Genomic DNA, 12,524 nt, shown 5'->3' on the forward strand with positions numbered 1-12,524 from the left:
CTATGCTGAACAAGTCTTACAAGAACAGCGCGAGTCTCGCGCTGTTGCCGGCTCATGGCGTTCCGCCATCCTGTGCCAACCCTGCAATCAAGATTGCTGACCTGACGGTCGCTTTCGGGGGTGTGCCTGTACTACACGGTGTCGATCTCATTGTAGGCAAAGGCGAGGCCGTTGGTGTCGTCGGCGAATCCGGCTGCGGCAAGTCCGTGACCTGGCGGGCGGTGCTGGATCTGTTGCCACGATCCGCCGAGGTTTCGGGCGAAGCGTGGCTTGGCGACTTCGATTTGGTTGGCGCCCGGTCATCAGTTTTGGATCGCGTGCGTGGCGGGCGTATTGCCATGATCTTCCAGGATCCGGCCGGCGCCCTGAATCCGGTGCATCGCATAGGCGCGCAAATTGCTGAAGCACTTCGCCTGCATCGCGGCTTGACCGGTCCCGCCGCTCGGGCTGAGACCCGTCGACTGCTCGACCAAGTCGGCATCGCGGATGCTGCAAGTAGGGTCAATGCCTATCCGCACGAGTTGTCGGGCGGCCAGAACCAACGCGTAATGATCGCCATTGCGCTTGCCGGCCGGCCCGAACTGCTGGTTGCCGACGAGCCGACGACTGCGCTCGATGCCACTGTGCAGGCGCAGATCCTGTTGCTGCTCAAGAAGATCCAGCAAGACACCGGCATGGCCTTGGTGATGATAAGCCACGATCTAGCGGCAGTAGCGGCCATCTGTGATCGGGTTTGCGTCATGTATGCCGGACGGATCGTCGAGGCCGGATCGACACACACGCTTTTGACAGCGCCGGAGCACCCCTACACGCGCGACCTGATCGGAGCCATTCCGCCATCGTGTGGACCGCGCATACGGTTGACCGCAATAGCGGGCGCGCCACCGCAGCGACACCTGCCGCCTGGATGTGCCTACTCACCGCGATGTAGGGACGCCGTCGCTGCATGCGCCGTAGCCCGACCGCAAGCGCGGCAGGTTTCTGCCGGGCATTCCGTGCACTGCCTGAAGGCTGCAGCCGAGCGATGACCTTGCTGCGTCTCGAAAGCGTTTCCCGCCGCTTCCCGGTCGGCTCCTCAATTCTCGGATCGCGGAAATATCTCGCTGCCGTCGATGGCGTGTCGCTGAACGTCGAGGCGGGGCAAACGACCGGCATTGTTGGCGAATCCGGTTGCGGCAAATCCACCACCGGCCGGATCGCGCTCGGCTTGGATTCGCCGGACAGCGGCCGGGTGCTATTTCAAGGCTCCTTGCTGCCGCGGATCGGCAGCAAGGAGTGGCGGTCACAGCGGCGGCAGATGCAACTGGTCTTTCAGGACACGCTAGGGGCGCTCGACCGCCGCATGACGGTTGACGCCCTCATCGCCGAGCCACTGGAGATTCACGCAGTTGGCGATGCCGCGAGCCGGCGGCAGCGGGTATGGGAGCTGCTCCAAGCCGTGGGACTTGGCGACGACCAACACATGCTGTACCCCCATCAGCTTTCCGGCGGCCAGCGCCAGCGCGTCGTGCTGGCGCGTGCCCTAGCACCAAAACCGTCGCTTTTGGTTTGCGACGAACCGGTCTCAGCGCTCGACGTCTCTGTACAAGCACAAATCATCAACCTGCTGGTGGATCTTCAGCGGGAGCTTGGGCTCGGCATATTGTTCATCAGCCATGACTTGCGGATCGTGCGTCATGTGAGCGATCGCATTGTCGTTATGTATCTGGGCCGCGTCGTCGAGCAGGGGCGCGCCGACGTCATCATCGACCACCCCGCACATCCCTATACGCAGGCGCTCGTGTCGGCCATGCCGAGGTTACCGGGCGGCTTCGACCAATATGTGCCGCTCTCGGGCGAGCCGCCGAGCGCCACCGATCGGCCTTCCGGATGTCCGTTCAATTCACGCTGCCCAGTAGCGCAGGACATATGCCGACAAAGCCTGCCCGAACTCCTGCCACTGGATTCAAAACGGGAGGTCGCCTGCCATCGTGTGAGGGATCGATGACCGCAACAATCATTGGTTTTGTTGGCCCGAAAGTCTTGCGTGCCGCACTTTCGATCCTTGTTGTGGTGACCCTTACCTTCGTGGTGTTACGCGCGTCCGGAGATCCAGCCTTGCAAATTCTCGGTCCCAGCGCTCGTGCCGCCGACCTCGAAGCCTTTCGCCGGCATTGGGGTCTCGACCAGCCGCTTTCTTTACAATATCTGCGCTACATCCAGGCGGCGTTTCATGGCGATTTCGGCAATTCCATGCTGGGTGGAAAGCCCGCCCTGGACATTGTGCTCGAGCGCGTGCCGTTGACATTGGCGCTGATGATCCCGTCGCTGATACTCACAATGCTGATCGGGATTCCCGTCGGCGCCTATGCCGCCATGCATCGCGACAGCTGGGTCGATCGATCGGTTATGATGCTGACCGTTCTCGGCTTCACTGTACCGAGCTTCGTGCTCGGGCTGCTCCTGATCCTGATCTTTTCGGTCACACTCGGCCTGTTCCCGTCAGGCGGCGCAGACCGGGCTGCCGGTTTTGTACTGCCGGTTCTGACGCTCGGCATTGGCGGGGCGGCCATTATCGCGCGTTTCACGCGCAGTGCCATGATCGAGGTTCTGTCACAGCTATACGTCGTCGCGGCCAGCGCCAAGGGCGTGACCTGGCGGCAGGTGGTTCGCCAACATGCTCTCCCGAACGCGATCATTCCTGTGCTGACGCTGTTCGGCCTGATGCTAGGGGGACAAGTTGCAGGCGCGGTCCTGGTGGAGAATGTATTCGGCTGGCCCGGCATCGGCCAGTTGCTGGTGGTCTCGGTCGCCAACCGAGACCACGCCGTGGTTCAGGTCATCCTTCTGCTTGTGACACTAACCATGACATCGGCCAACCTCCTGATGGACCTGCTTTATGGCGTATTTGATCCGCGCTTGCGGGCATCGTCCGCTGGATCGCATTGAGATGCCGGTCATGATGCCTAGGCTTAAGACGACATCCTGGATGGACTTGCCGACACGCGCCGCAGCGGGCTGGGTTCTGCTCATGGTCGTGGCCGCACTCGTAGCAGCGCACATTGCCCCCTACGACATTACTGCCATCGACCTGCGCCATCGTCTGGCGCCGCCTGTGGGGTTCGGCGGGACGATGCTGCATATCCTTGGAACTGACGATCTCGGCCGTGACGTTGCCTCGCGTCTTATCTACTCGATCCGCACCAGCTTGCTGGTCGCCTTCGGCGCGACCGCGATCAGCGTGTTCGTCGGCACGGCGATCGGCTTCACCGCCGCTTATTTCGGTCGGCTCGTCGAGCACGTTCTGCTCCTGATGATCGACGTCCAGGCTTCGTTACCATTTCTCATCGTGGCGCTGGCGATGCTCGCCTTTTTGGGCAATTCGCTGCCGCTGTTCGTCACGCTGATGGGGCTATACGGTTGGGAGCGGAATGCGCGGCTGGCGCGGGGGCTGGCAATAGCCGCCGGCGCACAGGGCTATGCGAGTGCAACCCGCCAGCTCGGCGCCCATCCATTGCGCGTCTATGTTCGGCATATCCTGCCCAACAGTGTTGCAACGCTTCTTGTGGCGGCAACAGTGACATTTCCCGAAATCGTTCTCGTCGAAAGCGGGTTGTCCTTTCTCGGCCTTGGCGTCCAGCCGCCAATGAGCAGCCTCGGCGTCATGGTCGCCGCCGGCCGCGAGTATATCACCCGCGCCCCCTGGATGCTGCTCGCTCCCAGCCTCGTCATCGTGTTGACCGCCGTCGCAGTGAGCGTCCTCGGCGACTGGTTGCGCGATCAACTCGACCCGACCCTAAAATGACGGACCTTCATGCAAAGAAAGCTGATCTCCATACTCGTCGACGGCGTCAGCGCCGACACGTTCGAAGCCTATGCGCACCGCCTCCCGAACATGAGCCGTCTCGCGGCTTCTGGCCTGCGCGTTCGCCGGCTTAAATCGGCCGTGCCGGCCACCTCTGTCCCCGGCCGCGCAACGATGTTGACGGGCGTTGGACCCGAGGTGCACGGTGTCTACGGCAATCATATCTTCCGCGGTGACATCTTCATGGCGCCGCTAGCTGAGGATTTGCGGGCACCGACTCTTGCCACCCATGCCAAGGCCGCCGGCCTGGATGTCGCGGCGATCGGCCATGCGTTGATCGCTTTGGACGATACTTCCATCTATGTCCCGCCCTGGTGGTTGCGTAGTTTCGTGACCGGTCATCGCTTCGGAAAGATGTGTACTCCCGAAGCATTGGCGGCCTCGCGCGCTATCCACGATCCCGAAGATCGGCTCGCGCGCGCCGGCCTGACCGAAATGGATTGGTTCCGAGAGTCAGTTGATGACGGCGCACCGCAGCTGCTGGCCGGCCTCGCACTCGATCAGTTTCTTAATCGCGCCGTCGTGGCTCTGCTCGGCTCCGATCGGCCGCCGGATCTCGTGCTGACGGAGATCGAGGTGCCGGATGCATTCCAGCATTATCTCGGCTACGACAGCCCAACTGCTATCTGGTCGATGCAGTTCGCCGACATGCTGCTGGGTAACGTCTTGGCAGTTCTCGAGCGGAACGGACGGCTCGGCGACTATGTGGTCGCGATCGCCAGCGACCACGGTCACGGTCCGGTCGATACGGCGATTTTTCCAGAGGCCATTATCCCTGACATGCACTGGATGACCGAAGGCGCCAGCCTCTACGTCTCCCTCAAAACGCCCGGCGATGTTGACAGAGCCACCGCGCGATTGTCGCCCTACGGCGTCGAGCTCTGGAACGATCTGCATCTACCGGAGCCACTCCGCGGGGCTGTAGCGATGTTCGTCGCGCCGCCTCGGCATTCCTTCGAGGAGCGAGCGACGCATGCGTCCGCGCCGCTCTCTGCGACGGGCAGGCCGCGCGCCATCTCAACTCACGGTTTTCGGCCGGGCAGCCGTGAGGACGACCGTATGTTCATCCTGTCCGGCATCGGCGTGGCCCAGCGGACCGTCGATGAGGCAAATGCGGACCAGTTTGCGCCGACGCTGGCGCGTGTTCTCGGCTTGCCCCAGGCGCCGTATGCCGGGCGCTCTCTGATCGAGGATTAGATCTGTCTATGATTTCGGAAATTATGTTCAGCCCTGTCGCCACCTTCTCTTTCGGCCAGTACTGAACATCGAGTAGCCATTCCGCCTCTGGGCACCATCAACCTATTAAGGTGTTGACGCAGCTGAAAACTAGCAAAATAGGTGCTTAGGGCTGCCCGAGTCATACACACGGGTGCTACATATGGTCCTTGTATGAGCCGTCCCGTCAAACATCCCAAGACCGGCGTCTATTGGTTCCGGAAGCGGGTGCCAGCTGTCACCCCAGCCATCAAGCGCCAGATGCGCCGCCGCTCCGCCATCGAACCCGTCATCGGCCACATCAAGGCCGAGCACCGGATGGGCCGCAACTACCTCGCCGGCCAGCAGAGTGACGCCCTCAATGCCATCCTGGCCGCCGCCGGCTACAACTTCTCCCTCCTGCTCAACTGATTCAGGCAGCTTTTTTGGCTTCTCATCGCAGCCTCCAAGGTCAGCCAAACGAGATCGAAGCCTGACCAATCTCATTGTTCATGGTCGACTAAAACGGCCCGACCAGACATAGAGGAGAGGCATCCCCGTTGCCCCGCCTCGCCAAAGGCGCACGAGGGCGGACGTGCACACTGGCGCGAGCCCACCGGGGGTATCGCGCTGCTGAAACTATCCAGTTCGACCCCTCGATTTTTACCGCTTTTTCGAATCGCTGTAGACTGATATCCACAAAAATCAAATGGAGGCTTGGGAAAAATGACGACCGATCAGGATTCACCAAACAGTGAACGGCCGGTACCAGTAGTGCGGGAAGATTGGTTCCTTCAAAGTCTGGTAAATCTTGTAAATCGCACAGGAGCCCAGATCGGGATTACGCTTACGGTCGGCGGAACGCAAGTGAGCGGGCACCTTTCATCCGGAAAGGCATATTTCGAAGAATTCGCCTCGGTCTTCGCTCAAAGTTTTGAGCGGAGTGCTCCCGAATTCGCTGCGGCGATGAAGGAAGTCTTCGAGGAATACGGCCAGCTTTATGATGACGATAAGAAGGCCGACCAACCTCGCGATCCGCCCAACTATATTCACCTGAAGAATGTGCATATCTTTACAGGCCCGAATTCGCCCATCCCGAAAAACGATGGCTCTTGGTGGCGAGGCCGAATTAGGGAAGTAGAGGGATTTATCCTTGGCACCCTCGGTGTCGACGAAGACGACTAAAGCACCGTGCGGGCATGGGAGGCTCTCCTTGCTTTCGCAGGTCAATTTTAGGACATGGAATGGCTAACTCAAAACGCACCCCTATCGATGGGTTCTACACCGCTTACTTTTCAGGAATGGCAGGAAACTCGATAGGTATGTTCGTCTTCAAAGAGGGCGTTGTCGTTGGGGCAGACGCGGGGGGTGGCCGCTACGACGGCGAGTACGCCTTGACGGACGACGGCAAGTATATCGAGGCCAAAATTCACTTCACGCTCACGATGGGCAGCCAATCGATCACCGGCCTGTCTGCCGATGTCGAACCATTGGGGGTAGACGTTCCCTTGCGGCTCCCCGTGGAGTTCAACCGCACAGACGTACATCGGATTGAGACGCCCCTCGGGCCTATCAATGCCAAGTTTGACAAGATCAGGAGCGCCTAACGTGGATGCCGTTGTGTTCCTGGGAATGCGGTGGATCGATATAGCGACGATCACCGCGATTGTCGTGGGGCCAATTCTCGCCGTTGCGGTCGACCGATTTCAGCAGCGGTGGACTGAGCGGAAACGCCGCCGACTGCCGATTTTCCGTGATCTAATGGGGACGCGTAAAGCTAGGCTTGATCCCGTCCACGTCGGTGCCCTCAATCTTATCGACCTAGAGTTCTACCAGGTCGAAAGGGTCATGGTGCCATTTCGTGCGTACATGGACAGCCTTTACGTGCCCATGCCGATGCCGGAAGCGCAAGAACGGTTTTTCGATCACCGAAATGATCTGTTTGTGGGGCTCCTCCATGCCATAGGCAGAGAACTAGGCTACGCCTACGACAAACACGATCTCGAAAAGTTGGCATACGGTCCCACCGGCTGGAACAACGATCAGAACATGCAGCGTCAGAACATGACGCTCGTGAATGAGCTACTTTCGGGAGTAAGGGCATTGCCGGTAACCGCTATGCAGCCGACCTCGCAAAACCCGTTCCCGCCTGCTCCGACTGTTGCGAAGCCTGAACCGGGGCCGGCCAAATGACAAAGGAGGACGGCGAACTTCCGGAGGTATACTTCGAGGGCCTGCTGAAGCACCGAGAAGCCATGGTAGAGCTTCGGTCTGACCAACTCACAACGTTGGACAAGTCGCTGTTGAGCGTGTCGAGCGGTGCCCTCGGCATATCAATCGTTTTCATGGACAAGATCGGAGGAGGCAGCGCCCCCGTAAGCGGCTATCTTCTCACCTCATGGATCTGTTTCGGTGCCGCCATATCGGCAAACATCACCTCCTACTTCACAGGCGGGGAGGACGCGCAGAGAGAAATCCAGAAGATCGATAGATGCATCATCACCTCCACGGGCTACGAAAGCGGTGGAAACCCGTTCCGAGGACTAACGCAGGCCCTCAATGTCGCGGCGCTTGTGTTATTTATCCTTGGTGTAATTTCTCTGGCGCTTCATGCCTACTCCAGCACTAGGATGGCTCCCAATGGCACGACCACCACCTCCCAGCTACGAACAACGGGGAACCCCCAGCCCACGACCAGCCCCAATGGTCCCTAGCGGCGTCGGTAAGCCGGATGCTGGCAAGCCGTCATCTACTCCCGCACCAACTCGGCCTACGAAGAAGTAGGGATCGCGCGGCCCCTCCTCGGGCGCACCCTCTCCCCTGCCGCCTTCAGCGGCGGGCTTGCGCTGCTTTGGGTATTCACCATGATCGCCAGCGCAGTACAGATTTCGCACCGCAAGAGGTCCACAACAGCGGAATTTGGCCGCAACGTCGGTTCAGGCTAAGTACCTGTACAATCACAGAGCTGGCTGGCGCAGAGCCGCCGCTAATCTCTCCCTTGGCATGGTCGGAAGTTTTTCATGTGACCTAGCTCTGGATACTACCGGCCAATCTAGAACCCTGTCATACAGGCTTCTTTCAAATCCAGGCGAGAGTCGAAATCAATGAACAGCATCATCTCTCAAAGCTCCGGTAGCCTCGTTGACCCGCAGGCCCAACGTCTCGTTGATTTTCTACGAGATGTTGGCTTGCCACACGAGAACATTATAGCTGATCCCTCCGAACGAGCCATCATTGCCAGCAACCTTCCGGCATACCTGAGTACTCTACCGGCTGAGGTTAAGCGCGATGCGCGTTACCTTTCCAAATTTGTTATTGGTGCGGGCACCGGACTATTCGACTATGCTCTGAATGCGATCTGGAATGAAGTGGTCATTGATCTTCGGAAGAAAGCGTCGCTTTACGGATTGGACATATTTTTCGACGCTGCAGTTGGTGGTAGCAAGACAAGGGAATTTTATAAGGTAGAAGATGACATTGCCTCGCTTAAAGATTCGGTTCTGCTGGATACGTGCAGAAAGCTTGAGCTTATATCAGACACAACATATAAGAAATTGAAGCATATCCTCGATATGCGCAACGATATTGGAATATCTCACCCGACTGTCTACACTATCAACGCGTTCGAGTTGCTGGGTTGGCTCCAGACGTGCGTCCAGGACGTGCTGAATGACCGTCCGACAGAAGCAGCGCTTCAGATTCAGGTCTTTATCTCAAATTTGAAGGGACACACCGTCCCACTAGATACTACGACGCGGCAAACCCTTGAACGTCGTTTCGCCGAGCTTCCCAGCCATCTGTGCGGAAATCTCCTTCGGACGGTTTTTGGTATCTACGTCGCACCCGACACAGATCAGGCGGTAAGAAAAAATATTGCACTCCTGGCGCCAGCTCTTTGGGCAAAGTGCTTAGACGAGCCAAGATATAAACTCGGTATTGTACTTGAAGGTTATAACTCTAATCTGTACAAAGACAAATACCAGCTGGGAGAACAATTTTTCGCAGTCGTTGGCGGAAACGCATATCGGTCAGCCAACGAACGGATCATCATCGTTGATAATCTTATTACGAGTTACTCGACAAACACAATGGTTGGGACAATTTCCATCACGAGGCCCCGGTAGCAGCGAATCTATGGTCCTACGCACCGGATCACAATTCCATTTTTGAGAACCTTGCAGCTAGGCTTTTCAAGACGGTTCTTCTTTGCCGGATCGGTCGTGGCATTCCATACAACAATGGCGTTTCGCCGGGCGGCAAGCGTTACTATGATGCCATTTTGGCGCTCGGAGGCGACAAATACGCACCCCACATTATGGCATCGTTCACGCACTACGAAATCCTGGGACAGCTGGGCCGCTCAATCTGCCGCACCCAAGCCAAACAAGCGCTGGAAGCTGCTCGATCAAATGTTATTAATCCACGGCTAATCGAATGCATGACTTATCTCATCAATCACATAGAGGCGAACCCACAGTGCTCCACAAGCGCCGAGTTCAAGAGGCTCTCGGCCGATTATATCCGGTGGCAATGAGCGTGGTGTTCATCCGAGGCCTAATCGCATTGTTTTTGTCCAATCCTCGGATTTGAGACGCATCAAGATCAAGCAATAGCTCATATGCTGGTTCTTCCATTATCATGAGAACGCCTCCCTGAAAAAGATCGCAAGGTTGGCCAGAAGCCAAAACTTCCGCCCGAATGAATCAGAAGGTTTTTCTCGTCCGACCTCAAACCAACGCCTCAAGGCAGGAGGGTCGAATAAATTTCCTAGGGGAGAGTCCTCGTGAAACAGCAGCCTTCGATATTGCGCTGCTCCCTCGCCCACCGCCCATTGGCCCAGCGGAAGCGGAAATCCCATCTTTTTCCGAGATAAAACGGACTTGGGCAAGACGCTCCGGTATTCGCTTCGTAAGGGATATTTTGAGACGTCAAGACGTTCGCTGAAGGAAGCGACCGGCTGCCAAAGTGCCTGGACGGAAGCGATTGGTGACCTCCACCTTAACCGCTGGGAGCCGGGTATTGCCATTGCGGCGGTTACAAGCTGGTGATCGGTGAAAGGAACGCGAGCTTCAATCCCAGCTGCCATCGTGGTGTTGTCGACCATCTCCAGCAGCGCTGGCAGATGCGTAGAGACGAAGACACGTGATATTTTGCTAAAGAAGTCTCCTTCGGCCTCCGCAAATTGAGCCGCAAAATGATCGACGAGTTCCATCTCGTACTCCGTTCCCATCTGGCCATCGATAGCAAGCGAGCGGATCTCATCAGCTGGAAAGTACGTATAACGGTCCAAGAAAAACTGCAGCTGATTGCCATGGGCCCCAAGGCCAAGGCGCCGGCGTGCGATCTGGGCCAAGGAAGAAGGCAATGCGGCGATGAATTTGCTTCGATTGTAATCATACGGCGTCCGAAACAAGCGGCTATAGCCCGCGAAAATTTCGTCAGCACCCTCGCCCGTGAGTACGACTTTATGCTCCTTCGAAATTGCCTTTGCGAGCGTATACATGGCGGTTTCGTTATGCATTCCAAGTGGATGTCCACGCAAACGGACCAGCTCTGCCACAGCCTCAATATCGGACGGTTCTGGAATTGGGACGACGCGGTGAGTGAGCCCGAACTCAGCGGCAACCTCCATGGCATAGCCCGTCTCGTCATATTCGGAGGGCTCGACCCTGCCGGTATAGCAGATGGGATGAATTTGTGAGCGAGCGGAGGCCTCATAGGCAAGGATGCTGGAATCAAGCCCGCCGGACAACAATACGGCCACCGGGACATCAGCTACCAGCTGGCGTTGAACAGCGTTTCCGAGCAATTCCTTAATGTCGGAGTCCGGCTTCGAGCGTGAGATGCCCTCAGACAAATCCCACCAACGTTCGGACCTGTAGCGCCCGCTTTTTATCTCGAGGAGATAGCCGGGCTCTAATTTGGAAATGCCAGCGTACAGCGTGCGGGATCCTACAACGGCGCGATAGGATAGAAAGCTGAGCGCGCCGATCATGTCCGGTCCGCGCATGACCCCTGGCCAGCGAATAAGAGCATTCGGCTGCGATCCAAATACGAGTCCAGTATCGCAAATCGTGTAGTAAAGTGGCTTTACGCCTAACCGGTCCCGGGCGATGAGAACAAGGCAATTTCGAGGATCGAACAGCGCAAAGGAAAATATCCCGTCTAAGCGATCCAAGAATGCTCGTCCCCACGCGATATAACCGACAATCAAGACTTCTGTATCTGACGTCGTCGAAAAACAGTAACCCAATTGCTGCAATTCTTTTTTCAACTTACGATAGTTGTATATCTCTCCATTGTACGTAATTACCACTCCGGTCTCGTTATCGCGAAGAGGTTGATTGGCTCGAGAATTAAGATCGATAACGGATAGCCGTCGATGTGCGAACGCAACCGAACGATCAATGTATAGACCTCTGGCATCTGGTCCGCGATGAGCAAGAGCGTCCGCGCAATGCTCTACCGCCTCCGCGGAGACCGGCATACCTTCCTCTTTAAGGACTATCCCGAAGATTCCGCACATTGATGTCGCTCTCATATACGAGTGATGCCGACTACGTGCTTGGCTTGTTGCCGATCATCTGGATGCAGCCATCGCCGAACCAGAACCGAGCAAGCGGATGGTCGTAATGACGGTACATTGGCGCGAGAAAGCGCCGAAGGTTGTGGAAATTTCTCGTATACCTTGAGATCCTGCGAATGTTGTCGAAGCCGCACTCGACAAACCAGTCTCGGATTTGCTCCTCTGTAAATGAGAACTCGTGGTAGGTTGGCGCCTGGAAACGATCCCGAATCGTCACAAACAAATCATCGTCGAAAAGACTTCGGAAGAATGCGTTTTCGCCCGGCATATGTTCTTCTTCTTCACTCTCCTTTGTTTTCAACAGCCAGTCGATGGCTTCACGTGCGGTGGATCCATTCAGATTGTCGATCGCGCTGCGAAATTGTGCATCGTTTTGATAGAGCTCTCGCAAATGGTTGATGCATCGATAGATGACGCCGTTTGCGGTGCCCATGATCGTCAGGAAGAAGCTGCCCCCGGGACGAGTTACGCGGGCAAGTTCCTCGAAGCCTTTTTTCGGATCGCTGGTGTGCGGCAGAACCCCGGCGCAATGGACAAAATCGAACCTCTTTTCGTCGAACGGGAGATCGAGCACACTGCCGGCGACCAATTGCGAGCGCGGCCCGAAGCGGCTAAGCCGTTTGCGCGCGCAATCCATCCAATCGTTGCCCAGTTCAAGTGAGACAACGCTATGCGCTCCCTTTTCAAGAAACGCATAAGACGCATTCGCATTCGAGCCGCAGCCCGCGTCTAAGACGTCAAGGCCACGGAAGCTACCGACTGCGAGGCCGAAATATTCCTCCTCAATGAGGGAGACCAATCTGTCAAATATGTGAGGATCATTCTCCTGGTCGCGCTGATACTGATCGAAGACAGTGCGCGTGCGGATTTCGAAAGAGCTTTCCATGCTTTTTCCCTCAC

General features: G+C 57.2%; 12 protein-coding genes and 1 pseudogene. 11 read left to right on the forward strand and 2 right to left on the reverse strand.

Annotation, left to right across the window (positions count from 1 at the left end):
* Positions 1–2 precede the first annotated feature (2 nt).
* The 11 genes and pseudogenes from C7I87_RS06350 (at position 3) to C7I87_RS06400 (ending at position 9,162) form a co-directional block, all read left to right on the forward strand.
* Positions 3–1,028 (forward strand): ABC transporter ATP-binding protein, encoded by a 1,026-nt coding sequence (locus C7I87_RS06350; protein ID WP_149903402.1) that lies wholly within the window; start codon positions 3–5, stop codon positions 1,026–1,028.
* Positions 1,025–1,987, forward strand: coding sequence for an ABC transporter ATP-binding protein (locus tag C7I87_RS06355; protein WP_149903403.1), 963 nt, complete (start codon positions 1,025–1,027; stop codon positions 1,985–1,987). Before C7I87_RS06350 ends, C7I87_RS06355 begins: the two co-directional genes overlap by 4 nt.
* Positions 1,984–2,928, forward strand: a complete 945-nt coding sequence (locus tag C7I87_RS06360) for an ABC transporter permease (protein ID WP_149903469.1) — start codon at positions 1,984–1,986, stop codon at positions 2,926–2,928. Before C7I87_RS06355 ends, C7I87_RS06360 begins: the two co-directional genes overlap by 4 nt.
* Before the next feature lie 10 nt (positions 2,929–2,938).
* Complete coding sequence (locus tag C7I87_RS06365) at positions 2,939–3,784, forward strand: ABC transporter permease (RefSeq protein ID WP_246696207.1); 846 nt, start codon at positions 2,939–2,941, stop codon at positions 3,782–3,784.
* A gap of 9 nt (positions 3,785–3,793) precedes the next feature.
* On the forward strand, positions 3,794–5,041 hold the full coding sequence (locus tag C7I87_RS06370; protein WP_149903405.1) for an alkaline phosphatase family protein: 1,248 nt from the start codon (positions 3,794–3,796) through the stop codon (positions 5,039–5,041).
* A 255-nt stretch (positions 5,042–5,296) separates the two neighbouring features.
* Positions 5,297–5,464, forward strand: a pseudogene (locus tag C7I87_RS06375) (transposase); the annotation flags it as partial.
* Between the two features lie 300 nt (positions 5,465–5,764).
* On the forward strand, positions 5,765–6,223 hold the full coding sequence (gvpU, locus tag C7I87_RS06380; protein WP_149903406.1) for a gas vesicle accessory protein GvpU: 459 nt from the start codon (positions 5,765–5,767) through the stop codon (positions 6,221–6,223).
* A 59-nt stretch (positions 6,224–6,282) separates the two neighbouring features.
* The gene (locus C7I87_RS06385) at positions 6,283–6,645 is read left to right on the forward strand and encodes a hypothetical protein (protein ID WP_149903407.1); all 363 of its coding nucleotides are present in this window, start codon (positions 6,283–6,285) and stop codon (positions 6,643–6,645) included.
* A gap of 1 nt (position 6,646) precedes the next feature.
* Positions 6,647–7,231, forward strand: a complete 585-nt coding sequence (locus C7I87_RS06390; protein WP_149903408.1) for a DUF6680 family protein — start codon at positions 6,647–6,649, stop codon at positions 7,229–7,231.
* Entirely contained in the window at positions 7,228–7,752 is a 525-nt protein-coding gene (locus tag C7I87_RS06395) for a hypothetical protein (protein ID WP_149903409.1), read from the forward strand. The genes C7I87_RS06390 and C7I87_RS06395 overlap by 4 nt, the downstream gene beginning before the upstream one ends.
* Positions 7,753–8,142: 390 nt before the next feature.
* Positions 8,143–9,162 carry a hypothetical protein gene (locus tag C7I87_RS06400; protein ID WP_210250615.1) on the forward strand — a complete coding sequence of 340 codons (1,020 nt, stop codon included), beginning with the start codon at positions 8,143–8,145 and terminating at the stop codon, positions 9,160–9,162.
* A 512-nt stretch (positions 9,163–9,674) separates the two neighbouring features.
* Here C7I87_RS06400 and asnB read toward each other — a convergent pair.
* Both asnB and C7I87_RS06410 read right to left on the reverse strand, forming a co-directional pair.
* Positions 9,675–11,579, reverse strand: a complete 1,905-nt coding sequence (gene asnB / locus C7I87_RS06405; RefSeq protein ID WP_306440456.1) for an asparagine synthase (glutamine-hydrolyzing) — start codon at positions 11,577–11,579, stop codon at positions 9,675–9,677.
* A gap of 16 nt (positions 11,580–11,595) precedes the next feature.
* Positions 11,596–12,510, reverse strand: a complete 915-nt coding sequence (locus C7I87_RS06410) for a class I SAM-dependent methyltransferase (protein ID WP_149903411.1) — start codon at positions 12,508–12,510, stop codon at positions 11,596–11,598.
* Positions 12,511–12,524: the final 14 nt, after the last annotated feature.

Source organism: Mesorhizobium sp. SARCC-RB16n, assembly GCF_008520305.1.
In the GTDB taxonomy this organism is placed as follows: domain Bacteria; phylum Pseudomonadota; class Alphaproteobacteria; order Rhizobiales; family Rhizobiaceae; genus Mesorhizobium.

What these genes read in the sequence shown, in the direction of transcription:
- C7I87_RS06385 (WP_149903407.1), top strand. Translation starts at nt 6,283, where the DNA reads ATGGCTAACTCAAAACGCACCCCTATCGATGGGTTCTACACCGCTTAC.
- C7I87_RS06395 (WP_149903409.1), top strand. Translation starts at nt 7,228, where the DNA reads ATGACAAAGGAGGACGGCGAACTTCCGGAGGTATACTTCGAGGGCCTG.
- C7I87_RS06365 (WP_246696207.1), top strand. Translation starts at nt 2,939, where the DNA reads ATGATGCCTAGGCTTAAGACGACATCCTGGATGGACTTGCCGACACGC.
- C7I87_RS06360 (WP_149903469.1), top strand. Translation starts at nt 1,984, where the DNA reads ATGACCGCAACAATCATTGGTTTTGTTGGCCCGAAAGTCTTGCGTGCC.
- C7I87_RS06370 (WP_149903405.1), top strand. Translation starts at nt 3,794, where the DNA reads ATGCAAAGAAAGCTGATCTCCATACTCGTCGACGGCGTCAGCGCCGAC.
- C7I87_RS06350 (WP_149903402.1), top strand. Translation starts at nt 3, where the DNA reads ATGCTGAACAAGTCTTACAAGAACAGCGCGAGTCTCGCGCTGTTGCCG.
- gvpU (WP_149903406.1), top strand. Translation starts at nt 5,765, where the DNA reads ATGACGACCGATCAGGATTCACCAAACAGTGAACGGCCGGTACCAGTA.
- asnB (WP_306440456.1), bottom strand. Translation starts at nt 11,579, where the DNA reads ATGAGAGCGACATCAATGTGCGGAATCTTCGGGATAGTCCTTAAAGAG.
- C7I87_RS06400 (WP_210250615.1), top strand. Translation starts at nt 8,143, where the DNA reads ATGAACAGCATCATCTCTCAAAGCTCCGGTAGCCTCGTTGACCCGCAG.
- C7I87_RS06410 (WP_149903411.1), bottom strand. Translation starts at nt 12,510, where the DNA reads ATGGAAAGCTCTTTCGAAATCCGCACGCGCACTGTCTTCGATCAGTAT.
- C7I87_RS06355 (WP_149903403.1), top strand. Translation starts at nt 1,025, where the DNA reads ATGACCTTGCTGCGTCTCGAAAGCGTTTCCCGCCGCTTCCCGGTCGGC.